We start from the raw sequence: 26,099 nt of genomic DNA on the forward strand, positions 1-26,099 counted from the left end.
TCAACGGGTCGGATTGGGGCGTGTCCAGCTGTCGGGCAGGGGGCTGCCGATCTCTTCGGCGAATTCGGTCAGAAACCGGATCATGCGCCGGACCCGTTGCTGCGCGATCTGCCGTCCGGCCTGGGTCAGCATGTCGTCGGGCAGGGCCAGCAGCTTCACCTTCCAATGGTCGATGGAATAGTGCAGATCGTCCAGCGGCCGGTGCGATGCGAACGGATCGGCCGGATCATAGAGCGTCCGCCCCAAAGCGCCGGACACCGAGAAATTCCGTGCGATCCCGATGGCGCCCAGCGCATCCAGCCGGTCGGCATCGCGCAGGATGCGCGCCTCGGGCGTCTCGGGCGGGATGTTGGCGGAAAAACTGTGCGCCTCGATTGCGTGGCGGGTGGCGGCGATCTGGGCATCGCTCAGGCCCAGTTCCCGCAGAACAGGCTCGGACTCCTCGGCCGACCGGCGCGAGGCCAGGTGTCGGTCGGGGTCGTTCTTGGGCAGGTTGACCAGATCGTGCAGATAGCAGGCCGCCAGCAGCACGGTCCTGTCGGTCTGCGCGTCGGCGATGGCGCGGGCATTGACCCAGACACGGTCCAGATGGGCCAGGTCATGGGCCGGGTCGGTGATCATCCGCTGCGCGACGACCGCGCGCAGGCGGTCGCGCAGCTCAGCCAATCCGTCCACGGTTCTCACCGATCTGGCCGCGATGCAGCAGCAGGTGGTCCAGGATCACGCAGGCCATCATCGCCTCGCCCACCGGCACGGCGCGGATGCCGACGCAGGGGTCGTGGCGCCCCTTGGTGATGATCTCGGTCTCTTCGCCCGATTTGGTGATGGTCTTGCGGGTGGTCAGGATCGACGAGGTGGGCTTGACCGCGAAACGCACCACGATGTCCTGCCCGGTCGAGATGCCGCCCAGGATGCCGCCCGCGTGGTTCGAGCTGTATTGCGGGCCGTCCTGACCCATGAAGATTTCGTCGGCATTGGCCTCTCCGGTAAGCTCGGCGGCGGCCATGCCTTCGCCGATCTCGACGCCTTTGACGGCGTTGATCGACATCATCGCCGCTGCCAGATCGGTGTCGAGCTTGCCATAGACCGGCGCGCCCAGGCCCGCGGGAACGCCACGCGCCACCACTTCGACCACCGCGCCGACCGAGTTGCCGGATTTGCGCAGGTCATCGAGATAGGCCGCCCAGTCCTCGGCGGCTTGTGCATCCGGGGTCCAGAACGGGTTCTGTTCGATCTGCGCCCAGTCAAAGTTGGCCCGGTCGATCCGGTGCGGGCCGATCTGGGTCATGTAGCCGGTGATCTGGACATTGGGCGCGAACTGTTTGATCGCCTCGCGCGCCAGCCCGCCCGCAGCCACCCGCGCCGCCGTTTCCCGGGCCGAGCTGCGCCCGCCGCCGCGATAGTCGCGGATGCCGTATTTCTGCCAATAGGTGATGTCAGCATGGCCGGGGCGGAACTTGTCGATGATGTCCCCGTAATCCTTCGAGCGTTGATCGGTATTCTCGATCATCAGCTGGACGGGCGTGCCGGTTGTCTGGCCCTCGAACACGCCCGACAGGATTTTCACCTGATCGGGCTCGCGTCGCTGGGTGGTGAACTTGTTCTGCCCCGGTTTGCGCTTGTCCAGCCAGTGCTGGATCATGCCCTCGTCGATCGGGACGCCGGGCGGGCAGCCATCCACCGTGGCGCCCAGTGCGGGGCCGTGGCTTTCACCCCAGGTGGTGACGCGGAAAAGGTGTCCAAAGCTGTTCATCGACATGGGGCGTGCTCCTTTGAGGGTCGTGATTAACGGCGAGAGCCTGCCGCCTCAAGCGGATTTGCGGTTGGGGCATCGCTGCCCCAACCCGGTGTGCCTAGGCCGCACGGGTCAGTGCGGCGCGGGTTTCGACGATTTTCAGCGCCGCCCGGGCCGCCTCGCGCCCCTTTTCCACGAAATGCGCGCGGTAGATGGCGGTGTGATGGTCGGTTTCCTGGTATTGGTGCGGCGTCAGCGACACCGACAGGACCGGCACGCCGGTTTCCAGCCCCGCGCGCATCAGCCCGTCAACCACGGCCTGCGCGACGAAATCGTGCCGGTAGATGCCGCCATCGACCACAAAGGCCGCGCAGGCCACGGCGGCATAGCGGCCCGTTTGGGCCAGGTCGCGGGCCAGCAGGGGCATCTCGAACGCGCCCGGCACGTCGAACACATCGACCTGATCGGCGGGGATCAGCTCCAGAAAACCGTCCAGCGCGCGGTCGACGATATCGGCATGCCAATTGGCTTTGACGAAAGCATAGCGGGTGTGTGTCATCGTGATCTCCTTTCAGCTTGGTGGCCTGCTGGCGGGTGCGAACGGTTTCGCGGCCAGCGTGGCATGACACGTCACCCAAGGCGATCACGGACAGACGCGCCCTTGGCGGGGCGCGCTGCTCGTTCTCTTTCATCCGGACTGTAACCGTCGGCCCTGGCCTCTCACCAGATCTGCTGACACTCTGTCGGTTGGATGACAGAGCCGCTCGCGGGCTGACGGGCCGGGGCCCGCATACCGCCGGTGGGGAATTTCGCCCCGCCCTGAGAACGGCGCGACCTTGCCAAGCGTGCGCGCGATCTGCAAGACCTGTCTGCAGGAGGACGGCCATGCACCCCAACCCAGCCTTTCGCGCCGAGGACCGCGCCCGTCATGTGGAGTTTGCCCGTGGCCGAGGGTTCGGCGTGCTGGCGCTGTCGGTCGACGGCCCGCCATTGATCAGCCATGTGCCCTTTCTGCTGTCAAAGGACGGCGCGGTGGCCGAGCTGCATCTGGTGCGGTCTAACCCGATCGTGCGGGCGCTGGCCAACCCGCAGGAGGCGCGGATCGCGGTTCAGGGGCCCGACGGCTATGTTTCGCCCGATTGGTACGGGGTCGCGGATCAGGTCCCCACATGGAACTATGTGGCGGTCCACCTGACCGGCCGGCTGGAATTGCAGCCCCCCGACCGGTTGCGCGATCTTCTGGACCGGCAATCGGCGTTTTTCGAACAGCGGCTGCAACCCAAGCCGCCCTGGCGCGCCGACAAGATGGACCCGGCGGCGCTGGAGCGCATGATGCGCATGATCGTGCCCTGCCGGATGCAGATCACCCAGATCGACGGCACTTGGAAACTGAACCAGAACAAGCCCGAGGCGGCGCGGCTGGCCGCGGCCGGGCATGTCGAACAGGCCGGGATCGGCACCGAGCTTGGTCAACTGGCCGCCCTGATGCGGGACAGTTGACCGGTGCCGGGTTGGGTTCAGTCGGTGAACGTGGCCAGATAGGCGGCGATGTCCTCGGCACCTTTCTTCAGCTTGACGCTCATGTTCGGGCGGGCGGTGTCGTCGTTCAGGAAGTCCTGGATGAACCCGATCGGATCGCGGGCGTAGGCGGCGATGTTCTCTTGCGTCCAGACCAGGCCGTTTTCACCGGCGCGGATCATGTCATCGGTGAACATGCCGATGGGCAGCCGTTCACTGCCGTTCAGGTAATCGTTTTCGGTTCCGGCGGTCCTGCCGACCACACCATAGAGATTCGGGCCGGTGATGCCGCCTTTGACCAAAACCTCGCCATCCTTGATGATGGCGTGGCAGGACGAGCAGCGGTTGTAGAGTTTCTCTCCGCGCGCGGGGTCGCCTTCGGCCCAGGCTTGATGGGCGACGACGACCGTGGCCAGCAGCACGGCGGTTCTGAATGATGTCATGGGACTCCTCGATCACTGCGTTCGCGCGCGCGCCGACTTGCGTCAAATCTGACTGGTCCGCAACCCGAAAATGCACGCCATGGTTGTCGAAAAAATGACTTGAAAATAAATGTTTGGCGGATTTTCCGTCGGCCATGGCCCCGGATGGTCGGGGGCCTGCCGGTCCGCGCGGTGGTGCCCGGCGCTCCTTGTTCGCGCGCTGGGATCACCGCCAGGCCCGAGCGACGACGCCCCGGGATTCACCTGCCGCGTGATTCGCGCGTTCACCCGGGGATTTTCGCCGTTTCGAGGGAAAGTTCTTGAAAAATGACCCCCGCATTGTGACATGAATGCCCAGATGCGGCGTAGTGCGCGCCTATGACCGCTGGACGAACCGTTTTCTCCCGGCTAGATACCCGCGATGAGACGCCGCTTTGATGCGGTGCTGATGCATGTTTGCCCGAAAGCCGGGCGCTGGAATCGGAGAAAACCTCGTGTCCCACGCAGAAGACCACGAAGGCACCCGCAGAGATTTCCTCTACTACGCCGCCGGCGGCGCAGGTGTCGTTGCGACGGGTGCCGCCGTATGGCCCCTGATCAACCAAATGAATCCCTCGGCGGACGTTCAGGCGCTGTCCTCGATCCGCGTGGATGTCAGCGGTGTCGAGGTCGGCACCCAGATCACCGTCAAATGGCTGGGCAAGCCGGTGTTCATCCGCCGCCGCACCGAAGAAGAGATCCAGATGGCACGCGAAGTGTCGCTGGACGAGCTGCCGGACCCGATCGACCGCAACGCCAACAAGCCGGGCCTGCCGGCCACCGACGAGAACCGCACCCTGGACGAAGCCGGCGAATGGCTGGTGATGATGGGCGTATGCACCCATCTGGGCTGCGTGCCGCTGGGTGACGGTGCAGGCGACTTCCATGGCTGGTTCTGCCCCTGCCACGGATCGCACTATGACACCGCGGGCCGCATCCGCAAGGGCCCGGCCCCCGAGAACCTGCCGGTTCCGGTCGCCGAGTTCCTCGACGAAACCACCATCAAGCTGGGTTAAGGAGGCGCGCTCATGTCCGGTATCCCGCACGATCACTACGAGCCGAAGACCAAGGGCGAAAAGTGGCTCAACAGCCGCCTGCCGATCCTCGGCCTGATCTACGACACAATCATGATCCCCACGCCCAAGAACCTGAACTGGTGGTGGATCTGGGGCATCGTCCTGGCCTTCTGCCTGGCGCTGCAAATCGTCACCGGCATCGTTCTGGTGATGCACTACACTCCGCATGTGGACCTGGCCTTTGCCAGCGTCGAACACATCATGCGCAACGTGAACGGCGGCTACATGCTGCGGTACCTGCACGCAAACGGCGCGTCGCTGTTCTTTGTCGCCGTCTACATCCACATCTTCCGCGGCCTGTTCTACGGATCCTACAAGGCCCCGCGCGAGGTGACCTGGATCATCGGCATGCTGATCTATCTGTGCATGATGGGCACCGCCTTCATGGGCTATGTTCTGCCCTGGGGTCAGATGTCGTTCTGGGGCGCAACCGTGATCACCGGCCTGTTCGGCGCGATCCCCTTCGTGGGCGACGCGATCCAGACCTGGCTGCTGGGCGGACCCGCCGTGGACAACGCCACGCTGAACCGCTTCTTCTCGCTGCACTATCTGCTGCCTTTCGTCATCGCGGCGCTGGTCATCGTGCATATCTGGGCCTTCCACACCACCGGCAACAACAACCCCACCGGTGTTGAGGTCCGCCGCACCTCGAAAGCCGAGGCCGAGAAGGACACCCTGCCGTTCTGGCCCTATTTCGTGATCAAGGACCTGTTCGCACTGGCCGTCGTACTGGTCGTGTTCTGGGCAATCGTCGGCTTCATGCCGAACTACCTGGGCCACCCCGACAACTATATCGAGGCCAACCCGTTGGTTACGCCCGCGCACATCGTGCCCGAATGGTACTTCCTGCCGTTCTACGCGATCCTGCGTGCCTTCACAGGCGAAGTCTGGGTCGTGCAGTTCGCCAGCTTCATCACCGGCGGCATCATCGACGCCAAGTTCTTTGGTGTTCTGGCGATGTTCGGCGCGATCCTGGCCATGGCGCTGGCGCCCTGGCTGGACACTTCCAGCGTGCGGTCGGGCAAGTACCGCCCCATGTTCAAGTGGTGGTTCCTGCTGCTGGTCGTCGACTTCTTCGCCCTGATGTGGCTGGGGGCGATGCCCGCCGAGGAGCCCTATGCGACCTTCGCGCTGATTGGTTCGGCCTACTGGTTCGCCTATTTCTTCGTGATCCTGCCGATCCTGGGCGTGATCGAGAAGCCCGAGCCGCAGCCGGAAACCATCGAAGAAGACTTCAACGCGCATTATGGCAAGGCTGACGCCAACGCCACGCCGGCCGAGTAAGAAGAGGGACGGGAAACCATGTTCAAGAAACTTGCAATCGGCGCCGCGTTTGCCATCGCTCTAGCTCCTGCTGCGGTTTCCGCAGCCGGGGGCGGCGAACAGCACATCGAAGACTTCGAGTTCTCGTTCGAGGGGCCGTTCGGCACCTGGGACCAGAACCAGCTGCAGCGTGGCCTGCAGATCTATACCGAGGTCTGCGCGGCCTGCCACGGCCTGAAATACGTGCCGCTGCGCGACCTCAAGGCGCTGGGTTATTCGGAAGAAGAAGTCATCGCCTATGCGGCTGGCAACTTCGAGGTGTTCGACCCCGAGCTGGACGATTTCCGCCCGGCCATTCCGACCGACCATTTCCCGGCCAACGATGGTGTCGGCGCACCGGACCTGAGCCTGATGGCCAAGGCGCGTGCGGGCTTCCACGGGCCTTACGGTCTGGGAATCAACCAGCTGGTCAAAGGCATGGGTGGTGCGGAATACATCGCCTCGTTGCTGGACGGTTATACTGGCAAGGAGAAGGAAGAGGCCGGCACGATTCTTTATGAAAACACTGCCTTCCCCGGCGGCTGGATCTCGATGGCCCCGCCCCTGTCGGATGATCAGGTCGAATTTGCCGATGGCCACGAAGCAACCGTCGAATCCATGTCGCAGGACGTCGCCGCGTTCCTGATGTGGACGGCCGAACCGAAGATGATGGACCGCAAGAAAGCCGGCTTTGTCGGCGTGCTGTTCCTGACTGTCCTGTCGGTGCTGCTGTACCTGGTGAACAAGCGCCTGTGGGCGCCGGTCAAAGGCAAGAAATCCGCCTGATCCGCCAGGGAAGAGTCCAAACACTTCAAGAGCCCCGTGCGTCGCGCGGGGCTTTTTCTTTGACACCGTTCGACGACACCTTCCTTGACGCGGACCCCGTGCGGCGCGACGCTTGGTGCATTGTAGAAGTCATTTCGGAGTGAATTGTCATGAACGCTTTGTCGAATGCCGCGAAACTGCGCGAGGCTTATGCCAGATGGAACGAAACCAAGGGCTCGGATCTGAGCATGTGGGACGACTACACGACCGAGGATCTGTGCATCCGGTCCCTTGCCGACGGAAAAAACGGGCTGGACTTCAGTTGCGCCCGCAACGGGCGGGATCAGATGCATCAATACCTGAAGGAATTGACGGATGCCTTCGAAATGGTCCACTGGACGCTGAACGACACCATAGCTCAGGACGACCGGGTCGTCGGGGTGGGCGTCACGGCCTGGACCCACAGGGCCAGCGGCCAGACGGTCGAAACGCCGGTCGTTGTCATTTGCAGCTTCCGCGGCGCCCGGGTCTGCGAATATCAGGAGTTCTACGACACGGCCGCCCTTGCTGCCGTGGTCGGGCAATGAATGGCGGCCGACGCCGCCGTCATGCAATCAGCTGGGTTTGACTGTGACCGGTGATCCGGGCGGTCACGATTTGTCCTTCGGGGTGCGGAGTCGTGAATGTCACCTCGGTGAACTGCTCGGTCCGGCCCATGTGGGGATTCTCCATCAAGATGTGATGGGTCTTGCCCAGCTGGGCCGCCAGATGTCTGGCGACCTGTGCGTCACCCGCCTCGCGCAGCCTTGCAGCACGTTCCTTTATGACCTTGCCGTTGACCTGTTGCGGAATGCGGGCGGCCGGGGTGCCTTCGCGCTTGGAATAGGGAAAGACGTGCAGCCAGGTCAGGTCGCAGTCGGTCACCAGTTTCAGCGAGTTCTCGAAATGGGCCTCGGTTTCCGTCGGAAAGCCGGCGATGATGTCGGCGCCAAAGGTGATCTCGGGGCGCAGCTTGCGGGCCTCTTCGGTAAAGCGGATGGCGTCGTCGCGCAGGTGGCGGCGCTTCATCCGTTTCAGGATCAGATCGTCGCCATGCTGCAGCGACAGGTGTAGATGCGGCATCAGGCGCGGCTCGGTCGCGATCGCCTGCATCAGGTTCTCGTCCACCTCGATCGAATCGATCGAGCTGATGCGCAGGCGCGGCAGGTCCGGCACCAGTTTCAGAATGCGCATGACCAGATCGCCCAGCTTGGGGCTTGCGGGCAGGTCGGCGCCCCATGAGGTCAGATCGACTCCGGTCAGCACGACCTCGTTGTAGCCCCGGTCCACCAGCCGCTTGATCTGGTCCAGCACCAAGCCCGCCGGGACGCTGCGCGAGTTGCCGCGGCCATAGGGGATGATGCAGAAGGTGCAGCGATGATCACAGCCGTTCTGGACCTGCACATAGGCGCGCGAACGGGTGCCGAACCCGTCGATCAGGTGCCCTGCCGTTTCGGTGACCGACATGATGTCATCGACCTGCACCGCCTCGGTCTCGCCGATGAAATCGGCGGCCATGCCCTTCCAGGTTCCGGGGCGCATCTTTTCTGTGTTCCCGATCACCGCATCGACCTCGTCCATCTCGGCAAAGGTCTGCGGTTCGGTCTGCGCCGCACAGCCGGTGACGATCAGGCGTGCATTGGGGTTCTCGCGGCGCAGCTTGCGGATCTCCTGCCGGGCCTTGCGGACGGCTTCGGCGGTGACGGCGCAGGTGTTCACGATCACCGCATCCGTCAGCCCGGCCTGCTGCGACAGTTCTTTCATCGCCTCGGTCTCATAGGCGTTGAGCCGGCAGCCCAGCGTGGTGAATTTCGGCGGGTTCATCCCAGCGCCCTCAGGAATTCCGGCGTCAGCGTGCCCGAGAAGACATGGCAGGTGGGGCCGGTCATCCAGACGCCGTCCTCGCGCCAGTCGATCCAGATGGTACCGCCGTCCAGCTCGATCTGCACCTTGCGTCCGGTCAGGCCGCGCCGGGCAGCCGCCACGGCCGTGGCACAGGACGACGATCCCGAAGCCAGCGTGATGCCCACGCCGCGCTCCCACACCCGCATGCGGATGTGATCCGGCCCGATGACTTGGGCGACCTGCACATTGGTGCGCTGCGGATAGAGCGGGTGATGCTCATAGCGTGCGCCAAACTCTGCCAGCGAAATCGCCTCGGCGTCTTCGACGAAGAAGGTGCAATGCGGGTTGCCCATGCCGGTGGCCACCGGTCCGCCTTCAATCGGCAGTTCCAGCGTATCCACCTTTTCGGCCAGCGGAATATCGGCCCAGTCCAGCTGCGGGTGCCCCATGTTGACCGAGGTCAGCCCATCGCCCGCGTCCCGCGCCTGCAGCGTGCCGTGGCTGGTGGTCAGCGTCAGTTCGGACATGCCGCTTTCCTGCATCAGGAACCGGGCGATGCAGCGGGTGGCGTTGCCGCAGGTGGCCGAGATAGACCCGTCGGCATTGTAGAACACCAGATGCGCATCCGATTCGCCGTCTTCGATGACGGCCAGCTGGTCGAATCCGACTCCGAACTGCCGGTGTCCGATCCCGCGCGCCAACGCCGGCGTGATCTGCACCGGGTGCGCGCGCGCGTCGACAATGACGAAGTCATTGCCAAGCCCGTGCATCTTCATGAAGGGCAAACCGGTGTCGGATCGTTGTTGCATGGCGGGCATATAGCCTTGCCGCAGACATGAATCCAGCCCGGCGCGAAGATTCCTGAAAAAAGGGGTTGACCCCCCGCCGCCTCAACCCTAATTAGGCCGCCTATCGGGACGCCGGGAACACAATGATTTCAGGCGGAACGCGGTGCAAAAAAGGGCTTGTGCCCGGTGGGGAAAATGCCTTAGACAGCGCCACGGATCGCAACGATCCGATGAAAAGAGTGGGCCGTTAGCTCAGTTGGTAGAGCAACTGACTTTTAATCAGTGGGTCGCAGGTTCGAATCCTGCACGGCTCACCACTTTTTCCAAAGACTGACCAAGACGCCGCGCAGTTACTTCTTTTCGAAGAACAGAACGACTTCGCCCAGCCGGATGTCAAAGCGCGAGACATAGGCGCGGTTCAGCAGGCGGTCGTCGTCCAGCAGCCACATCCAGTCGTCGAAATCGACGCGCATCGTGCCGTCCTTCACTGGCAGGTCGATGCGGTATTTCCAGTTGAACGTGTCGCCGCGCTCGGTTCCCGACGCGGTGCCCAGAACGCCGGGCGCGGTGCCGGTCCAGGTATCCTCGCCGGTTTTGGTGAGGGTCCAGATGCGCTGTTCGGTGGCGCCGTCGTCATAGACGAAATCCTCGACCAGGGTCAGCGTCTGGCCGTCCCATGTTCCGTTGATGTCGACCGTGAACCGCCGCGGGATATTGCCCAGAACGTCCTGGAACTGTCCATAGGCAACGGTGTGGCCCTCAAAGAACTCTTCGAGGTTCAGCTGGCGGTCCGACAGGAAAGTGGTCGGGACTTTTGGTTTGAAGGCACAGGCCGCCGTCAGCAGCAGGCAGGCGAAGGCCAGTCGTTTCACAAGCCGGGTCATTGCAGAGCCCTCGGGTCGGCGGTGCGGTCATGACCGTTTGCGCCGGGCACATGCGCCGTCTTTTCCGGCTGGGCGGGGCGCATCGTGGCGACCAGCTCGGCCACCTTCAGCCCGAACTTGCGCATTTCCGAGCGGTTCATGATCGCCCCGCTCTCGGTCAGGTACATCCAGTCTGTCACATCCAGGGTATGGCCCCCGGCGTCTTCGGGCAGAACGATGCGATAGGTCAGCTTGACCGTCGCGCCCGAGATCACGCCGCGGCCTTCGCCGACGATGTCTTCGGCGGTTGCGGCAAAGCTGTTGCCTGTGCCCATGGTCAGGTACCATTTGCGGGTCATCTGCTTGCCGTTCGAATAGGTGAAATACTCGGTCAGGGTGCCGGAATTGCCGGTCCATTCCCCGATCATCCGCGCCACGAAACTGTTCGACATCTTGCCGGTCGGGCCATAGATCAGCCCTTCGGACAGGATTTCCCCGTTCAGGTTGTCCTTCAGCGAGAAATCGGGGCCGGTTCCGGCATAGTCCGACGGCGATTGCGCGCGAAAGCTGAGAAGGCAGGTTTTGACCGCGATCAGGGCCAATACGGCCAGTGCGGCAATCAGAAGGAATGTCATTTTGCGGGTACCTCTGTAGGCAGCGTCAGGACCATTCCGAACGCGCCGAGTTTCAGGATGCAGGGCAGCACGGCATAGGCCAGGTTGAGCGTTTCCAACGCCTGCGCCGAATTCGTCTGACCGGGCACGAAGCCGCTGCGTTCCAGCAGCGGAAGGGTGAAGAATGCGGCCAATGCCAGCCCCAGTTTGCCGGCGAAAGACCAGATGCCGAAGGCGGCCGAGGCATTCAGCCCCGCGCGTGTCAGCACCACCGAGAACATGGCCGGCAGAACCACCATGTCCGCCCCCAGCGCCGCCCCCGACGCCAGGCAGATCACCGCGAACCCGGCCAGGTTGCCGGGTGCCAGCATGGCCGCGCCGACAAAGCCCAGAATGGCCAGCGGCATCGCGATGATCAGAGTCTGTTTCGGGCCGATCCGGTTGCTGAGCCGCGCCCAGAGCGGCACGGTCGCCCCGGCGCTGAGGAAAAACAGGATCAGCAGCGGCCCGGCCTTGCCCGGCAATTGCAGCCGGTCTTCGACGAAGAACAGGAACAGGGTCGAGGTGATCGCAACCGGCAGGCTGTTGACCAGCGCCAGCGCCAGCAGACGCAGGGCCCCGGCCTGACCCAGCCCGTCGAACGACAGCCCCTGCCCGGTGATGGGCGCGCGCCGCCAGATCGGCAATGTCAGCACCATGGTGACCAGCGCCAGTGCGCCCAGAAACAGCCCGAAGGCCGGATAGCCCTGCGCGCCCGCGCCCAAGGCCACGAACAGCGCCGGTGCGCTGGCGGCCAGAACCACGCCGGCCAGCTGCCCGCCCTCACGAAAGGCGGCGAGGGTCATCAACTCGCGCGGGGTGGCCTGTTTCGCCAGCGTCGCGCTGCGGCCATAAAGCAGGATGGTGCCCAGGCTGTAGGCGGAAAACAGCAGGATCAGGATCGCCACAAGAGCGCCGACGCTCGCCCCCTGCGGCAGTGAGAACAACAGCGGAAAACCGACCGCCAGGCCTCCGGCGGCCAAGACGGCAAAACCCATCTGCGCGCCGGGCCAGCGGTCAATGGCCCAGCCGATCAGCGGGTCTTGTACCAGATCCACCAGCCGGATCAGCAGCAGAACCGTGCCGATCACGCCCAGGCCGATCCCGAGGTTCACCGCCGCAAAGCGCGGCAGGTGGATGTAGAGCGGGATACCCGCCGCAGCAAGCATCAGCGCATAGAGGCTGACACGCGGATACAGCATCACTGACCCCGCAGCTGGCGCGTGAAAGCAGCGGACCGGGTGTTGTTGCCCAGAAAGATCGACATGAAGCTGCGCTTGATCCCCGGATAGGAGAGGGTGCAGGTCTTGCGCCCGTTGCGCCAGAACTCGATCGCATCGGGGCCTTTGGTGACGGCCACATAGCTGTCCCCGGCGTTGACCGCCCGATAGCAGGTTTTCAACTGCGCCTCGATCGGGGCGCTGTTGCCTTGCCGGGCCATCTCGTCCAGCGTGGATTCGATCAACGCCTTCTGCTTCAGCGATTTCCGATAGGTCAGCTTCAGCCCGAAATCCTGCGACCAGCTGAGCGGGCCGCCGCCTTTGGTGAACAGCTGCGCATCATAGATCGGCAGACCGAGGAACCGGAAGGTGGCGGTGCCGCGCAGCTCGGCATCGGGCAGCACGTTGGTGACGGGCGTGGCCGCCAGCCCGGCAGGGGCCAGCAGAACCAGGCTCAGGATCGCTGCGTTACGGGCTGGCCGTAACCGGGACAGCGACGCTTGGATCAGGTATCGCATTTTCAGCTCCGATGGTTTGCGGATCGCCGGTCAACAGCCCGACAACATGCATCGCGCTGGCGATTCCGTCTTCGTGGAACCCGTGCCGGTTGTAGGCACCGGCGAACCAGGTCCGGTTGCGGCCCTGCATCTGGCGGATCTGGGCCTGCGCTTTCAGCGCGGCCTTGTCGAACACCGGATGGGCGAATTCCACCTCGTCATAGATCTTGTCGGGCGCGATGTCGGAAGACGGGTTCAGGGTGACGAACAACGGGTCGCTTTCTGGGATGTTCTGCAACCGGTTCATCCAGTAGGTCACGCCCACGTTGCCCGCCTGCGAGCGGTAGGTCCAGCTGGACCAGCAGGCGCGGCGGCGCGGCATCTGGCTGGGGTCGCAATGCAGCACCGCGCGGTTGGGCTGATAGCGGATCGCGCCCAGGGCCGCGGCCTCGTCGGCGGTGGCGTTCTGGCCCAGAATGGCCAGCGACTGATCGGAATGGGTGGCCAGAATGATCTCGTCATACTGATCCGAGCGACCCTGCGCCTGTACGGTCACGCCCAAGGCGTCGCGCTCGACGCTCGAGACCGGCGCGCCGAGGCGGATGTCGCAGCCCCGGCCGCGCAGCGCGGACTCGAGCCGCCGGACATATTCGATGCTGCCACCCTTGACGGTCCACCACTGGTGCTGGGCGCCGCGTTTGCTGGACAGCAAGGCATGGTTGCGGAAGAACTGCACCAGCGACCGCGCCGGGAACTGATCGACGAACTCTACCGGAGTGGACCAGATCGCGCCGCACATCGGCATCAGGTAATTGTTGCGGAACCAGTGGCCCAACCGCATCTGGTCAACCAGTTCACCAATCGTGGTGTCATCATCCCGGGCGGCCTCGGGCGCTTCTTTGCCAAAGCGCAGGATGTCGGCGATCATCTTGTAGTACGAGGGCCGCACGAGGTTGCGCTTCTGCGCGGTGATGGTGCGCAGGTTGTTGAGGCCATATTCGATGCGACCATTGTCGATGGTGGCGCCAAAGCTCATCTCGCTTTTGATGACCGGCACATCCAACTCGCCGAACAGCCTGGTCAGATAGGGATAGGTGGCATAGTTGAAGACGATGAACCCGGTATCGACCGGTTGGTCACCATTGCGCCCGGCCATCACCGTGCGCGCGTGTCCGCCCAGACGGGGTTCGGCCTCGTACAGGGTGACGTCGTGGCTTTCTGACAGGTAGTAAGCTGCGGACATCCCCGAGATGCCTGCACCCACAATTGCGATCTTTTTCCGTACGCCCCGGGTTTCGTCGAACATGCCATCCTCATTCTGCGACAGTTTACAAGGGGATACGCAGGGCGGGCCGGAGCGGATCAAATCCGGGCGATGTTTTTCCCTGATTGCCGCTGATAGCCGGGTTGTGCGTCAGGATTGCCTCGATCGCGGTTGCTGGTGATCCGGGGCCTGCCCGTCCGCGTAAAAAGGGGTGTTATGATCAAGACCACCCACTCCAAGACCGCGGCAGTTCACGCTTCGGCACATCTGAGCCGCCCGGCATGAGCAGTTTTGACGGAAAAACCTACTGGATCATCGGTGCCAGCGAGGGGCTGGGCCGGGCGCTGGCCGGAGGCTTGGGCGGTCAGGGCGCGCACCTGGTGCTGTCCGCGCGCAATGCCGAGCGGCTGGAGCAGATCTGCGCCGCGCTGCCTCATGCCCGTGCGGTGCCGCTGGACGTGACCGATCTGGCGCAGGTGCGCCGCGCCGTGGCCGAGATCGGCCCGGTCGATGGTCTGGTCTACAATGCCGGGGCCTATGAGCCGATGCGCGCGCAGGACTGGCAGACCGAAGCCGCGCTGGCCATCAGCGACGTGAACTATTCAGGCGCGCTGCGGGTTCTGGGGGAAACCGTGCCGGCCATGGTGCAGGCGGGGCGCGGCGACATCACCCTGATCGGGTCGCTGGCGGGTTATCACGGGTTGCCGGCGGCGATCGGGTACGGGTCCAGCAAGGCGGCGCTGATTTCGCTGGCCGAAACGATGCGGCATGACCTGGCCGGAACCGGGGTGACGGTGCGCATCGTCAATCCGGGGTTCATCAAGACCCGGCTGACCGACAAGAACAGCTTCAAGATGCCGATGCTGATGGAGCCCGAAGATGCCGCGCAGCGCGTGCTGCGCGCAATGGCGCGCCGGCGCTTCCGTACCGACTTCCCAGCGCCGTTCTCGTGGGTCATCCGGCTGATCGATTACCTTCCGGATCTTCTGGTCTATCGCGGAAAATAGACTCTAACCAAAGCGTCCCTGACAGAACCAGCCCGCCGACATGGTGCCGCCATGGCCGTAGAACAGCCATAGCCGCTCGCCCTGTTCGGTCACCACCACCCAGTAATCGCGCACGCCGCTGCGCCAGTTGGGGTCGTCCAGCCACCATTCCGGGGCGATCCGCTCCGGGCCTGTGGCCTGCGCCAGGTGCCAGTCGCGCCCGCGCCAGCGGAAATTGGCGGGCACATCGGGGTGGTCAGGGGCCATCACCGGCTCGGGCCGCCACATCAGCAGGGGGCGCGGGCGCGGCGGGGCGGGCCAGTCGCGCGCCGGTTCCGACCAGGCCGCCGCCAGCGTCTGGGCGGTTTTCTCGGGGATGTGCGAGGCCGCCGGGTGTTGCCGTGTGATCGCCTCGAGCCCCACCCGCGCGCCCAGTTTGCCGATCAGGTCATCCAGCGCCGTGTTCCCCTCCAGCCGGTTGCGCACGGCGCGGCTGGCTTCGGCATGGCCGGTCAGGGTGCGGGCATGCACCGGCTCGGTCTGCACCGCCGCAAGGCGCAGCATGTCGATTCCATAGCCCGCGTCGATCTGGTCGATTTTCATCTCTAACAAAGGGCGAATGCGGTGTTTGTCGTGGCTCGGGCGGGCCAGCCCGATCTCGATGATCTCGGCCGCCTGATCGGTGCGGTGCGCCTCGAGCCGCAGGGTCCGCGCCCCGCGCGCCTTTTCTTCCAGCCGGGCGCACAGGGTCGGCAGCATCCGGTCGATGGCGGCCATCACGTCTTCGGCCAGGCCGATCGGGTTGGGCAGGGTCATCCGCACCGCAAAGTGATGCGGGGGCCGCGCGGGCGAGACCGGCTCGGGCGCGCTGCCCATCGCCTGATCCAGCCGCAGCACCAGCCCGCGCCCGAACCGGCGGGCCAAACTGGCACGCGGCTGGCCCAGCAGGTCGCCGATCCGCCGCAGGCCCAGCCGGTTCAGCTGCGCCACGGTCTGATCGTCCAGCCGCAGCGCCGCGATGGGCAGGGGGGCAAGCGCGCCATAGGCCTGCCCCGGCGGTGCGATCCGGGCCCCGCCGCCCACGGCCACCACCTGCGGCGCGGTGCCGCCCTTGGTCCAGTGCCGCCGTTTGCCAGCGCGGGCGCGGGTGGCGCGGGCCTCTTGGGAAATGGCGTCTCCATTGCGGTCCGAGGTGGCCGTGTGCCCGGCATAGCGCGCCAGCGCCCAGGCCGCGCCCAGCGTGTCGGCGATGCCCATCTGCACGCTCAGCCCCATGTCGGCGCAGTCGGTCTCGATCACCTCCAGCAGCGCCTCTTCGCCGCCGAACAGATGGGCGCAGCCCGACAGATCGACGATCAGGCCATCGGGCGCCTCTTCGGCGACCCAGGGGCTGAACTTGCCCGCCCAGCGGCGCAGCGCGGTCAGAAAAGCGGCCTCGGCCGGGGCGTTGCGGGGGCGGGTGACAAGGGCCGCGCACATGGCATGGGCATCGCGCACCGGCTGGCCCACGCGCAGACCGGCGGCCTGTGCATCAGCGTTCAGCGAGGTGATGACCTGCATGTTCGACTGTTCGGCCACCACCGCCAGCGGGCCGGAGTGCAGGCCGCGGGCGGCGCGGATCAGCCGTTCGGCCCCCAGGCGGGGGAACCACAGCGAGAGTATTCGGCGTTTGGGCATCGGGCAGACATCAAAATGTTCTCATTTCGTTCTAAATGAGAATCGCCGCCTGAGTCGAGTCCGCCCTTATCCGCAGGTCAGCCGCTGGATGATCCCGGCCCCGTCGACATACACGTTCAGCCGGTCGATGCGGTAATCCTGCGTGGCGATGTCATCGGGGCCCAGAACGCGGGCCCGTTCCGGCAGGCTGGCCTGAATGGTCGAGACCGGTTGCCCCACGGAATCGGCAAAGGGTTCGCCCTTGCAGAAGGCCAGATCCACCGGTGCGGCATCCACCTCGGCAGAGCCCGGTTCGGGCAGGTCGGTTTCGGCGCAGGCGGCCAGGACGATCAGGATCGGGATGAACCGGTACATTGGCGCTCCTCTTTTCGGCAATGTCGTTTCTGAAATATCAAAAGCTTACAGAGACTGCCATGAAAGCGCAGTTGAAAACACCCTGTATTTGACGCAGGGTCGGGTCAAACAAGACAGGGAGACAAGCAACATGCGTACTCGTGCCGCCGTTGCCCTTCAGGCGGGCAAGCCCTTGGAAGTGATGGAGGTGAACCTCGAAGGCCCCAAGGCCGGCGAGGTTCTGGTCGAGATCAAGGCCACCGGCATCTGCCATACCGATGAATTCACCCTGTCGGGGGCCGACCCCGAGGGGTTGTTCCCGGCCATTCTGGGCCATGAAGGCGCCGGCGTGGTGGTCGAGGTCGGCCCGGGCGTGACCAGCCTGAAGCCGGGCGATCACGTGATCCCGCTCTACACCCCCGAATGCCGCGAGTGCGAATACTGCCTGCACCCCAAAACCAACCTGTGCCAGGCCATCCGCGAGACGCAGGGCAAGGGTTTGATGCCCGACGGCACCTCGCGTTTCTCGACGCTGGATGGGGATCCGATCCTGCACTACATGGGCTGCTCGACCTTCTCGAACCACACGGTCCTGCCCGAAATCGCGTTGGCCAAGGTGCGCGAGGACGCGCCGTTCGACAAGATCTGCTATATCGGCTGTGGCGTGACCACGGGCATCGGCGCGGTGATCAACACCGCCAAGGTCGAGATCGGCAGCCGCGCCATCGTGTTCGGCCTGGGCGGCATCGGCCTGAACGTGATTCAGGGCTTGCGTCTGGCCGGGGCCGACCAGATCGTCGGCGTCGACCTGAACCCCGCCAAGCGCGAGATGGCCGAGAAGTTCGGCATGACCGATTTCGTGAACCCGTCCGAGGTCGAGGGCGAGCTTGTCCCGTATCTGGTGAACCTGACCAAGGGCGGCGCGGATTACACCTTTGACGCCACCGGCAACGTGCAGGTGATGCGCGCGGCGCTGGAATCGGCGCACAAGGGCTGGGGCGAATCCATCATCATCGGCGTGGCGCCTGCCGGGGCCGAGATCTCGACCCGTCCGTTCCAGCTGGTCACCGGCCGGTCGTGGCGCGGCACCGCCTTCGGCGGCGCGCGTGGGCGCACGGATGTGCCCAAGATCGTCGACTGGTACATGGAAGGCAAGATCGAGATCGACCCGATGATCACCCACACCATGGGACTGGACGACATCAACAAAGGCTTCGACCTGATGCACAAGGGCGAAAGCATCCGGTCGGTGGTGATCTACTGAGGCCGGAAATTGCAAGGGCGGGGTTACACCCGCCCGCTTTTCCGCCTATGTTCAGTTCAGAATTTTACGTCTGAATTGAGAGACCAAGTTGACCAATACCACCACAGAACGCCTTGCCGTTCTGATTGATGCCGAGAATGTTCCGGCAAAACACGTCGCCGAAATCTTCGAAGAAGTCGCCACATTGGGAGAGGCGAGCCTGCGCCGGATCTACGGCGATTTTTCCGGCGGTATCCCGCAGGGCTGGAGCGCCGAGAAACTGGCGGAATACGCCATCGTACCGCACCAGCAATTCGCCAATACCACCGGCAAGAACGCGGGCGACATCGCCCTGGTGATCGACGCGATGGACATTCTGCATTCGGGCCGCTTCGACGGGTTCGTTCTGGTGTCGTCCGACAGCGATTTCACCCGCCTGGCCAGCCGTATCCGCGAACAGGGGCTGAGGGTTTACGGCATTGGCGAGCGCAAGACGCCCAAGGCTTTCGTGGCGGCCTGCAACCGGTTCATTCTGATCGAAAACATCAAGAAAGAAAGCGCCGGCGGCGAAAAGACCAAGAAGGCTCCGTCGAAGAAAGACCTGAACCATGCCTATCAGCTGATCCGCAATGTCGTGCTCAAATCCGACGAGCCGGATGGCTGGGTCACCCTGGGTTGGGTCGGCCGCCAGCTGAGCATGAATTACCCGGATTTCGATACGCGGACCTACGGGTTCAACCGGCTGAGCGATCTGGTTCGTGAAATCGGAAAGTTCGAGGAATCCGGCGAGAGCGGAAATATCAGGATCCGCTGCAAAGAGAGGTAACGCGGCCGTCTGGCCGCGTGGTGACTCTACGCCCCCGGCCGCGCCGAGGCGCCGGTGTCGGACCGCGGCGAGCGGACGCGCAGAACCGGTTTATTCGGCGACACGTCCGCGCGGCTTTCGCGCCAGACGACGAAGATGCCCGATGCGATGATGATCGCGGCCCCCACGGCCACCCATTTGTCGGGCCTTTCGCCAAAGAACACCGCGCCGAAGATCGTGGCCCAGATGATCTGGCTGTACTGGCTGGGCGCGACCACGCCGGCGGGCGCAGCCCGATAGGCCAGAATGATCAGGTGCTGGGCGATCACCGAGAACACGCCGACCAGCGCCATCATCGCCAGATGGATCAGCGAAGGCGGCTGATAGACCGCCGGTTGCGCCAGGCTCATGACCGCGATCGCCAGCAGCATCGGATACAGGATCAGCACCGCCGAGCGTTCTTCGTTTCCGATCTTGCGCACCAGCACGGATGCGAACGCGCTGCAGAACGCGGCCGTCAGGGCGGCAAGATGGCCCAGGGTGATCTCGGTCGCGCCGGGGCGCAGGACGATCAGTACCCCGATCAGACCCACGCCGACCGCGGCCCAGCGTTGGGCGCGCACGACCTCGCCCAGAATCGGGATCGACAGGACGGTGACGATCAGCGGAAAGGAAAACAGCAGCGAATAGACCTCGGCCAGGGGCAGGACCGAAAAGGCGTAGAAGGCACAGGACATACCCGTGACCATCAGCCCCGAGCGCAGCATGACCAACCATGGATGGCGGGGCAGGAAGTTTCCAGTGGCCCTGTCCGCAAGAATCGTGACCGCCATCGGCACAAAGGAAAACAGCGTGGCAAAAAAGATGATCTGCAGCACGGAATAGGTGCCGCCCAGCGTCTTGATCAGCGCGTCATGGGTGGCAAAGACGGCAAACCCGAGAAAGGCAAAGCCAAGTCCCTGCAGGGTCGAGTTCTGTGTGCCCATCTGGCTGGTCCCGGGCGGTTGGATGCTGTGACAGGTGTCTGAGGCCTGATTAAACCCAATCGGCAGAGTCGGATAGTCCAAACTTTACCGCTAACACCCCTGCGGGGCCGGCCGTTCAGCGCAGGATCGGCGGCGCCCCGGCCGGTTGGCGGGCAGCCGCGACACCGGCCTGCATCCCCGTGCCGATGCGGCGGGCCAGCGCCACCCAGGGCGTGGCCGTTTCCGGGGGCAGGGTGCCGTGGGCGACCTCTTCGAACAGGTCCAGCCAATGGGCGAACATTTCGGGTTTCACGTCCGGGCGCTCGATATGCACGCGCTGCGGATTGCCGCTGTAGCCGCGCTCGTACAGGATGGCGTTGCGCCAGAAGGCGGCGATCCGGTCCTCATGCGCGGGCCAGTCGGTGACGTGGCGGTTGAAGATCGGGCCCAGCACGGCGTCCTGCCGGACGCGGGCGTAGAACGCGGCGACCTGCGCCCGGATCTGGTCGGGCGTGGCGGGAAATCGTGGAGGCAGCACGGGCCGGGTCATGATCGGGGCTTTCGATTCAGGCTCTGTTCCGGGCAGATACCGCGTTTTCCGGCCCGGATGCAGGGGCGGAATTGTCGCGCTGCCCCGGCGTCAGCAGGTGCCGCAGCAGGGCCACGGGATGCGCGCGCAGGCTCAGGCGGGTGGCGACGTAATCCTCGACCACCTGCTCGCCCAGCGACATCTGCGGCAGATGGGCGGCGGGCTCGTCCAGCGCTTCGCCCTCCAGATCCTGCGCGAAGAGCGGCAGAGGCCGGGCGGTGGCGATCGCCTTGGCCTGCCACAGCGCCTCGCGCCGGGTCAGGCCGCAGGCGGCAAAGGCATCGGCCTCGGCCAGCCGCTCGATCACCGAGGGGCCAAGGCCCGCGCGGCGCCAGACATCCTCAACCTGATGGTAGCCGTTGCCGCGCGCGGCGGTCAGCCAGCTGGCGTCTTCCTCGCTGAGGCCCTTGATCTGGCGAAAGCCCAGCCGCAGGGCCAGCCCACCATGGCCGTCGGGCTCCATCACGTTGTCCCAGAAGCTGGCATTGATGCAGACCGGGCGCACCTGCACGCCATGTTCGCGCGCATCGCGCACGATCTGGGCGGGGGCATAGAACCCCATCGGTTGAGAGTTCAGCAGCGCGCAGGCGAAGATGCCCGGATGGTGGCATTTGATCCAGGCGCTGGCATAGACCAGCAGCGCAAAGCTGGCCGCGTGGCTTTCGGGGAAGCCGTAGGAGCCAAACCCCTCGATCTGCGAGAAGCAGCGCTCGGCAAATTCGGCGTCATAGCCGTTGCGCTGCATCCCGCGCAGGAACAGGGAGCGGAATTCGCTGACATTGCCGTGCTTCTTGAAGGTCGCCAGCGACCGCCGCAACCGGTCGGCCTGTTCGGGGGTGAAGCCCGCGCCGACGATGGCGATCTGCATCGCCTGTTCCTGAAACAGCGGCACGCCCAGCGTCTTGCCCAGCACCTCGCCCAGTGCGTCCGAGGGAAAGCTGACCTCCTCTTCGCCGTTCCGACGCCGGATATAGGGATGCACCATGTCGCCCTGGATGGGGCCGGGGCGGATGATGGCGACCTCGATCACCAGATCATAGAAATTGCGCGGCCGCATCCGGGGCAGGAAGTTCATCTGCGCACGGGATTCCACCTGGAACACGCCCACCGAATCCGCGCGGCACAGCATGTCATAGACCGCCGGGTCCTCGGGCGGCAGGGTGGCGAGTGTGTAACTCGTCTGATGGTGCTGGGCGATCAGGTCGAAGGCCTTGCGGATGCAGGTCAGCATGCCAAGGCTCAGGACATCGACCTTGAGGATGCCCAGAGAGTCGATGTCGTCCTTGTCCCAGCAGATGACCGTGCGGTCCTCCATCGTGGCGTTCTCGATGGGCACCAGCTCGTCCAGACGGCCCTCGGTGATGATGAACCCGCCCACATGCTGGGACAGGTGGCGGGGGAAGCCGTTGATCTGATGCACCAGTGTTAGGGTCTGTTTCAGACGGCGATCCTTGGGGTCGAGGCCGATTTCGCGCATTCGCTCCGCCTCGAGCCCCGCAGCCGAGAAGAACCCCCACAGCTGCGAGGACAGGGCGGAAATCGTGTCTTCGGTCAGGCCCATGGCGCGGCCCACCTCGCGGATGGCGCGCTTGCCGCGATAGTGGATCACCGTGGCGCACAGCCCCGCGCGGTGGCGGCCATAGCGTTCATAGATGTGCTGGATCACCTCTTCGCGGCGCTCATGTTCGAAATCCACGTCGATGTCGGGCGGCTCGTCTCGCGCCTCGGAGACGAAGCGTTCGAACACCATGGTGCCCATCTCGGGGCTGACCGAGGTGACGCCCAGGCAGTAGCAGACCACCGAATTGGCCGCCGAGCCGCGCCCCTGACACAGGATCCCGCGGCCGCGGGCAAACTGCACGATGTCGCGGACGGTCAGGAAATAGGGTTCGTATTTCAGCTTGCCGATCAGGGTCAGTTCATGCGCCAGCATCGCCTTGACCTTTTCGGGTGCGCCGGCGGGATAGCGCCATTTCAACCCTTCATGTGCCAGACGGTGCAGGCGCTGGGCGGGGGTTTCGGTGCCGCTGACCTCGCTGGGGTATTCATAGCGCAGCTCGTCCAGCGAGAAGGTGAGCTGTTCGCTGAGCGCATACGCACGGGCCACGGCGCCTTCATGCCCCTTGAAGATGCGCAGCATCTCGGCCTTGGACCGCAGGCGCTGTTCGCCATTGGCCAGCGCATGGCGGCCCAGATCGTCCACCTTGCGGCGCAGCCGGATCGCGGTCAGCACATCGGCCAGCCGGCGGCGCGAGCCGTGATGCATCATCGGTGCGGCGCTGGCGATGGTGGGCAGGCCCAGATGGTGCGATTCAGTCTCTAACAAATAGAAAAATGCCGCATCCGCCCCGTCATAGCGGGGATGCATCAGCAGATGCATGCGCCCGGCAAAGCGGCGCGTCAGCTGTTGCGCCTGTGTCCGCCACCCGCTCGCGCCGCCGGTCGGACCGCCCGCCTGTGGCCAGAGCAGCAGGTGCAGACCGTCGGAAAACTCCAGCAGGTCGGACAGGTGCAGGATGCAGTCGCCCTTGGCCGCGCGCAGCCGTCCGGTGGACAGGAGGCGGCACAGGCTGGCCCAGCCCTGCCGGTTGAGGGGCAGGGCGGTAACGGGCGGGGCGTCGGTAAAGATCAGCCGCGCCGCCGGGATCAGGCGCGGCACCGCATGCACCGGGAACGAGGGCGGTTTCGGGATGTGATCGGGGCAGGGCGGGCCGATGGGCGTGTTCTGCGCCTCCCACGCGCGGCGCTCGTGCACCTTGCGGGCGATCTCGCGCGCCTGGGTATGGGCGCGGACGATGCCCGCCACCGAGTTGTCATCGGCGATGGCGATGGCGGGCAGGCCCAGGGTGACGGCGCGCTCCATGTACTCCTCGGGGTGCGAGGCCCCGGTGAGGAAGGTGAAGTTCGACGTGATCGACAGCTCGGCATACATGGCGAGTCGTCATTATATTCTTGTTTTGTTCTTTTTCGAGTCCTTGTCTGCATTGCGCAGGAAGCAGGGTGTCGATTCAGGTGCGGTGAAGTTCTGGTTTGAGGCCAAATTACCGCGACTGAACAGAAGCTTTCCTGCAGGTGCATTCTCCCGCTCTCAGCCCAAGGCTGTCGTTGTCGATAGCTTGCCGTCGACTTGTTTAGCTGCTTTGGCTGCGCAGATCAAAACTGGAGGCAGGCGTTATTGTTCAAGAACATTGGACTGTAATACTATGGCAAAGAAATACTATGGCAAAATTGGGAATATTTAGTTAGGAGCGTCGCCGGGACATAACTTGAGCAGTTGGAAAAGAAGAATGAACGAAGCATGGTCGCCGCTTGAGCCTGAGGATTCTGGTTTTGTAGCGCAAAGCAGAATGGACTACATATATTTTCTTGAGCAAATGGCGGAACCGCCCAGGGTTGCATTTGAAAGCCGTATGGATCTGGAAAAATGGCTGACTGATGAATTTTACAATTATGAAGTTCAACCATTATTCGGTGGAAAAAATGCAATTCGCGTTGAAATAACGGATCAGCGCTTCACCTATCTGGAGCAAGTGTGGGTAAAAAACTCCTACAGTGACTACCGCAAGGCAATGAAGTTTGTGGCAAAAAATTCCATAATGTTCATGACTTGAGCGCACTCGACGCTGATCACATTGCTGCCAGAACCATGCTCAAAGACTTCCCCGATTCTTGGATTGCAATATTCCCGACCTACAAAAGTTCAAATAGCGGCTTTGGACCAATCGAAGGCGGACTCCCCAAGGCCCGAAAAGGGTTTGGAAGCATTGCGCTTTCTCCCTTGGCGGCTTTCAAGATATTGAACGGGAAAATGCCACGCAGTAGTGATGATCTCAATCACGCTTTAGCCGATATTAAGGGGCAAATCTCTTCGGGGGGAAACAGTTTCCTTCAAGATTTCATGTGCTCTATTTATGATGATATGTCGAAATATATCGAAGATAGGTAGTTTTGACGTTACCCTAACCGTACAAAACTGCCGCTCAGAGCGTTGCAGGCAGAGCACGCAGCGACTTGGCGCTTCGTCCCGCACTTCTCCCCTTCAAGGGCGGCGCAGCGAACAGTCCTGTGGTGTTTGAGAAGCGACCCTTGGCTGCCAAGATCGGGCAAGGGCGTCCAACACGCAGCATCGCCGTTCGATTTCACGGGGTAACTGGCCCGGCAGAGGCAGGGCTGACGGGAGCAACGGTCACAGCTTGACCCGGTGCAGGCCCCGGCGCGGCTGGTCCTGATCGTCGGCGGGGGGGTCCTCGGCGCGTGAGGAGGTCAGGGCAAGGAAAACGTCCTCGAGATCGGCCTCTTCGGTGCGCACGTCGCGGATGCGGATGCCGGCCTTTCGGACCGCCTCGAGCACCTGTTCGGCGCTGGTTTCCGGGCTGCGGTAGTGCAGCGCGAGGCTGCCGTCGTCGCGCAGGCTGGCCTGAACGCCGGGGGCGGCGGGCAGGGCGGTCACGGGGGCCTCGGGGGTGATGACCATGGTGCGGCCGTCCATGCGGCCCAGCAGGTTGGCGGTGCTGTCCTGCGCGACCTTCTCGCCGTGGTTGATGATGGCGATCTCGTCGCACATCTCCTGCGCCTCTTCCAGGTAGTGGGTGGTCAGGATGATGGTCATGCCCTGCTGGTTCAGCTTGCGTACATTGGCCCAGAGCATCTGGCGCAGTTCGATGTCCACGCCGGCGGTGGGTTCGTCCAGCACCAGAATTTTCGGGTGGTGCACCAGCGCCTTGGCCAGCAGCAGCCGCCGGCGCATCCCGCCCGACAGCGTGCGGGCATAGGCCTCGGCCTTGTCGCTGAGGCCCACCAGTTCGAGGATCTCGTCGCTGCGGCGTTGCGATTTCGGCACGCCATAGAGCCCCGCTTGCACCTCGAGCGCGCCGCGCGGCGTGAAGAAGGGATCAAGGTTCAGCTCCTGCGGCATAACGCCGATGGCGGCGCGGGCCTGGCGCGGGTTGCGGTCCTGGTCAAAGCCCCAGATCGTCACCTGGCCCGCGGTTTTTACCACCAGCCCGGCAAGAATGTTGATCAGGGTCGATTTGCCCGCCCCGTTCGGCCCCAGCAAGCCAAAGACCGAGCCGCGCGGGATCTCCAGGTCAATGCCCTTCAGCGCGTGTTTCTCGGGCTGGCCCTTGCTGCCGCGATAGGTTTTGCGCAGGCCGCGAAGGCTGATCGCTGCATCGGTCATTGCTGGCTCTTGCCCCCGGTTTCCTGATCCCTCATAAACGCACCTAATGCATGCCCGCGAGGCCGACAACCAGTGAAGGATCGCACGCCGTGACAATCGAAGCTCCGGAAACCAAGATCGTCGAGACAAGCCGCGTTGCCTGTGACGGCGGCGAGGGCGCGCTGGGCCATCCGCGCGTCTGGTTGCAGATCCCCGAGGATCAGGGCTGGGTCGAGTGCCCCTATTGCGATTGCAAATACGTGCTGAAGGACGCACGGCAACACTGATTGCCTGCCCAACCGCAGTCCGCCCAAATC

29 protein-coding genes, 1 tRNA gene and 1 riboswitch are annotated in these 26,099 nt (G+C 64.1%); of the genes, 13 read left to right on the top strand and 17 right to left on the bottom strand.

Going from position 1 to position 26,099, the window contains the following annotated elements; genetic code table 11:
- From F3H26_RS00840 to F3H26_RS00850, 3 genes are all read right to left on the bottom strand, one after another.
- A complete protein-coding gene (locus tag F3H26_RS00840; protein ID WP_149774169.1) occupies positions 1–675 on the bottom strand; it encodes an HD domain-containing protein in 675 nt (224 codons plus the stop codon).
- A complete protein-coding gene (aroC, locus tag F3H26_RS00845) occupies positions 659–1,759 on the bottom strand; it encodes a chorismate synthase (protein ID WP_149774170.1) in 1,101 nt (366 codons plus the stop codon). Before aroC ends, F3H26_RS00840 begins: the two co-directional genes overlap by 17 nt.
- 94 nt (positions 1,760–1,853) lie before the next feature.
- The gene (locus F3H26_RS00850; RefSeq protein ID WP_093964022.1) at positions 1,854–2,294 is read right to left on the bottom strand and encodes a 6,7-dimethyl-8-ribityllumazine synthase; all 441 of its coding nucleotides are present in this window, start codon (positions 2,292–2,294) and stop codon (positions 1,854–1,856) included.
- Positions 2,295–2,411: 117 nt separating this feature from the next.
- Positions 2,412–2,566: riboswitch (FMN riboswitch) on the bottom strand.
- A 54-nt stretch (positions 2,567–2,620) separates the two neighbouring features.
- Between F3H26_RS00850 and F3H26_RS00855 the strand changes: the two genes are divergently transcribed.
- Complete coding sequence (locus F3H26_RS00855) at positions 2,621–3,235, top strand: FMN-binding negative transcriptional regulator (RefSeq protein ID WP_149774171.1); 615 nt, start codon at positions 2,621–2,623, stop codon at positions 3,233–3,235.
- A gap of 17 nt (positions 3,236–3,252) precedes the next feature.
- Here F3H26_RS00855 and F3H26_RS00860 read toward each other — a convergent pair whose 3' ends face one another.
- Complete coding sequence (locus F3H26_RS00860) at positions 3,253–3,696, bottom strand: c-type cytochrome (RefSeq protein WP_149774172.1); 444 nt, start codon at positions 3,694–3,696, stop codon at positions 3,253–3,255.
- 473 nt (positions 3,697–4,169) lie between these two features.
- Here F3H26_RS00860 and petA point away from each other — a divergent pair, with 473 nt between their 5' ends.
- From petA to F3H26_RS00880, 4 genes are all read left to right on the top strand, one after another.
- Positions 4,170–4,730 (top strand): ubiquinol-cytochrome c reductase iron-sulfur subunit, encoded by a 561-nt coding sequence (gene petA / locus F3H26_RS00865; RefSeq protein WP_149774173.1) that lies wholly within the window; start codon positions 4,170–4,172, stop codon positions 4,728–4,730.
- 12 nt (positions 4,731–4,742) lie between these two features.
- Entirely contained in the window at positions 4,743–6,074 is a 1,332-nt protein-coding gene (petB, locus tag F3H26_RS00870; RefSeq protein WP_149774174.1) for a cytochrome b, read from the top strand.
- A gap of 18 nt (positions 6,075–6,092) precedes the next feature.
- Positions 6,093–6,878, top strand: a complete 786-nt coding sequence (locus F3H26_RS00875; protein ID WP_149774175.1) for a cytochrome c1 — start codon at positions 6,093–6,095, stop codon at positions 6,876–6,878.
- Positions 6,879–7,027: 149 nt separating this feature from the next.
- Positions 7,028–7,444, top strand: a complete 417-nt coding sequence (locus tag F3H26_RS00880) for a nuclear transport factor 2 family protein (protein WP_149774176.1) — start codon at positions 7,028–7,030, stop codon at positions 7,442–7,444.
- A 19-nt stretch (positions 7,445–7,463) separates the two neighbouring features.
- On the opposite strand, the gene mtaB is transcribed toward F3H26_RS00880, so the two are convergent.
- Together mtaB and dapF are read right to left on the bottom strand one after the other, a co-directional pair.
- Positions 7,464–8,720, bottom strand: coding sequence for a tRNA (N(6)-L-threonylcarbamoyladenosine(37)-C(2))-methylthiotransferase MtaB (gene mtaB, locus F3H26_RS00885; RefSeq protein WP_149774177.1), 1,257 nt, complete (start codon positions 8,718–8,720; stop codon positions 7,464–7,466).
- Entirely contained in the window at positions 8,717–9,559 is an 843-nt protein-coding gene (gene dapF, locus F3H26_RS00890; RefSeq protein WP_149774178.1) for a diaminopimelate epimerase, read from the bottom strand. Before dapF ends, mtaB begins: the two co-directional genes overlap by 4 nt.
- 211 nt (positions 9,560–9,770) lie before the next feature.
- On the opposite strand from dapF, the gene F3H26_RS00895 reads away from it, so the two are divergent.
- A tRNA-Lys gene (locus F3H26_RS00895) sits at positions 9,771–9,846 on the top strand.
- 33 nt (positions 9,847–9,879) lie between these two features.
- Here the strand turns inward: F3H26_RS00895 and F3H26_RS00900 are convergent.
- From F3H26_RS00900 to F3H26_RS00920, 5 genes are read right to left on the bottom strand one after another with little or no spacing between them, the layout of a single operon-like run.
- Positions 9,880–10,413 carry a DUF3833 family protein gene (locus F3H26_RS00900; RefSeq protein WP_149774179.1) on the bottom strand — a complete coding sequence of 178 codons (534 nt, stop codon included), beginning with the start codon at positions 10,411–10,413 and terminating at the stop codon, positions 9,880–9,882.
- Positions 10,410–11,027 (bottom strand): DUF3833 family protein, encoded by a 618-nt coding sequence (locus F3H26_RS00905; RefSeq protein WP_149774180.1) that lies wholly within the window; start codon positions 11,025–11,027, stop codon positions 10,410–10,412. The genes F3H26_RS00900 and F3H26_RS00905 overlap by 4 nt, the downstream gene beginning before the upstream one ends.
- Entirely contained in the window at positions 11,024–12,247 is a 1,224-nt protein-coding gene (locus F3H26_RS00910; protein ID WP_149774181.1) for an MFS transporter, read from the bottom strand. Before F3H26_RS00910 ends, F3H26_RS00905 begins: the two co-directional genes overlap by 4 nt.
- Positions 12,247–12,783, bottom strand: a complete 537-nt coding sequence (locus F3H26_RS00915) for a hypothetical protein (RefSeq protein ID WP_149774182.1) — start codon at positions 12,781–12,783, stop codon at positions 12,247–12,249. Before F3H26_RS00915 ends, F3H26_RS00910 begins: the two co-directional genes overlap by 1 nt.
- Positions 12,734–14,068, bottom strand: coding sequence for an NAD(P)/FAD-dependent oxidoreductase (locus F3H26_RS00920; protein ID WP_149774183.1), 1,335 nt, complete (start codon positions 14,066–14,068; stop codon positions 12,734–12,736). Before F3H26_RS00920 ends, F3H26_RS00915 begins: the two co-directional genes overlap by 50 nt.
- A 239-nt stretch (positions 14,069–14,307) precedes the next feature.
- On the opposite strand from F3H26_RS00920, the gene F3H26_RS00925 reads away from it, so the two are divergent.
- Entirely contained in the window at positions 14,308–15,033 is a 726-nt protein-coding gene (locus F3H26_RS00925; protein ID WP_149774184.1) for an SDR family NAD(P)-dependent oxidoreductase, read from the top strand.
- Between the two features lie 3 nt (positions 15,034–15,036).
- Here the strand turns inward: F3H26_RS00925 and F3H26_RS00930 are convergent, their stop codons facing one another.
- Both F3H26_RS00930 and F3H26_RS00935 read right to left on the bottom strand, forming a co-directional pair.
- Entirely contained in the window at positions 15,037–16,689 is a 1,653-nt protein-coding gene (locus tag F3H26_RS00930) for a Y-family DNA polymerase (protein ID WP_149774185.1), read from the bottom strand.
- A gap of 66 nt (positions 16,690–16,755) precedes the next feature.
- On the bottom strand, positions 16,756–17,043 hold the full coding sequence (locus tag F3H26_RS00935) for an I78 family peptidase inhibitor (protein WP_149774186.1): 288 nt from the start codon (positions 17,041–17,043) through the stop codon (positions 16,756–16,758).
- Between the two features lie 130 nt (positions 17,044–17,173).
- Here F3H26_RS00935 and F3H26_RS00940 point away from each other — a divergent pair, with 130 nt between their 5' ends.
- Complete coding sequence (locus F3H26_RS00940) at positions 17,174–18,286, top strand: S-(hydroxymethyl)glutathione dehydrogenase/class III alcohol dehydrogenase (RefSeq protein WP_149774187.1); 1,113 nt, start codon at positions 17,174–17,176, stop codon at positions 18,284–18,286.
- An 88-nt stretch (positions 18,287–18,374) separates the two neighbouring features.
- Positions 18,375–19,091 carry an NYN domain-containing protein gene (locus F3H26_RS00945; RefSeq protein ID WP_149774188.1) on the top strand — a complete coding sequence of 239 codons (717 nt, stop codon included), beginning with the start codon at positions 18,375–18,377 and terminating at the stop codon, positions 19,089–19,091.
- Between the two features lie 26 nt (positions 19,092–19,117).
- Here the strand turns inward: F3H26_RS00945 and F3H26_RS00950 are convergent, their stop codons facing one another.
- The 3 genes from F3H26_RS00950 to F3H26_RS00960 all read right to left on the bottom strand — a co-directional run bounded on the left by F3H26_RS00950 (position 19,118) and on the right by F3H26_RS00960 (position 23,556).
- Complete coding sequence (locus tag F3H26_RS00950) at positions 19,118–20,056, bottom strand: DMT family transporter (protein WP_149774189.1); 939 nt, start codon at positions 20,054–20,056, stop codon at positions 19,118–19,120.
- A gap of 115 nt (positions 20,057–20,171) precedes the next feature.
- Complete coding sequence (locus F3H26_RS00955) at positions 20,172–20,585, bottom strand: group III truncated hemoglobin (protein ID WP_149774190.1); 414 nt, start codon at positions 20,583–20,585, stop codon at positions 20,172–20,174.
- Between the two features lie 16 nt (positions 20,586–20,601).
- The gene (locus tag F3H26_RS00960; RefSeq protein ID WP_149774191.1) at positions 20,602–23,556 is read right to left on the bottom strand and encodes an error-prone DNA polymerase; all 2,955 of its coding nucleotides are present in this window, start codon (positions 23,554–23,556) and stop codon (positions 20,602–20,604) included.
- Here F3H26_RS00960 and F3H26_RS00965 point away from each other — a divergent pair.
- Genes F3H26_RS00965 through F3H26_RS00975 form a run of 3 tightly spaced genes read left to right on the top strand, consistent with a single transcriptional unit; the run spans position 23,534 to position 24,570 of the window.
- Positions 23,534–23,866: a hypothetical protein gene (locus F3H26_RS00965; RefSeq protein WP_149774192.1), complete on the top strand. Its 333-nt coding sequence runs from the start codon at positions 23,534–23,536 to the stop codon at positions 23,864–23,866. The two genes, F3H26_RS00960 and F3H26_RS00965, sit on opposite strands and share 23 nt — an antisense overlap.
- 45 nt (positions 23,867–23,911) lie before the next feature.
- Positions 23,912–24,235, top strand: coding sequence for a hypothetical protein (locus tag F3H26_RS00970; protein WP_149774193.1), 324 nt, complete (start codon positions 23,912–23,914; stop codon positions 24,233–24,235).
- Positions 24,232–24,570 carry a hypothetical protein gene (locus F3H26_RS00975; RefSeq protein ID WP_149774194.1) on the top strand — a complete coding sequence of 113 codons (339 nt, stop codon included), beginning with the start codon at positions 24,232–24,234 and terminating at the stop codon, positions 24,568–24,570. Before F3H26_RS00970 ends, F3H26_RS00975 begins: the two co-directional genes overlap by 4 nt.
- 240 nt (positions 24,571–24,810) lie before the next feature.
- Here the strand turns inward: F3H26_RS00975 and F3H26_RS00980 are convergent, their stop codons facing one another.
- Positions 24,811–25,803: an ABC transporter ATP-binding protein gene (locus tag F3H26_RS00980; protein WP_149774195.1), complete on the bottom strand. Its 993-nt coding sequence runs from the start codon at positions 25,801–25,803 to the stop codon at positions 24,811–24,813.
- An 89-nt stretch (positions 25,804–25,892) separates the two neighbouring features.
- Between F3H26_RS00980 and F3H26_RS00985 the strand changes: the two genes are divergently transcribed.
- Entirely contained in the window at positions 25,893–26,069 is a 177-nt protein-coding gene (locus F3H26_RS00985; RefSeq protein ID WP_149774196.1) for a zinc-finger domain-containing protein, read from the top strand.
- Positions 26,070–26,099: the final 30 nt, after the last annotated feature.

The sequence above is a fragment of the Ruegeria intermedia genome (assembly GCF_900129345.1).
In the GTDB taxonomy this organism is placed as follows: domain Bacteria; phylum Pseudomonadota; class Alphaproteobacteria; order Rhodobacterales; family Rhodobacteraceae; genus Ruegeria; species Ruegeria intermedia.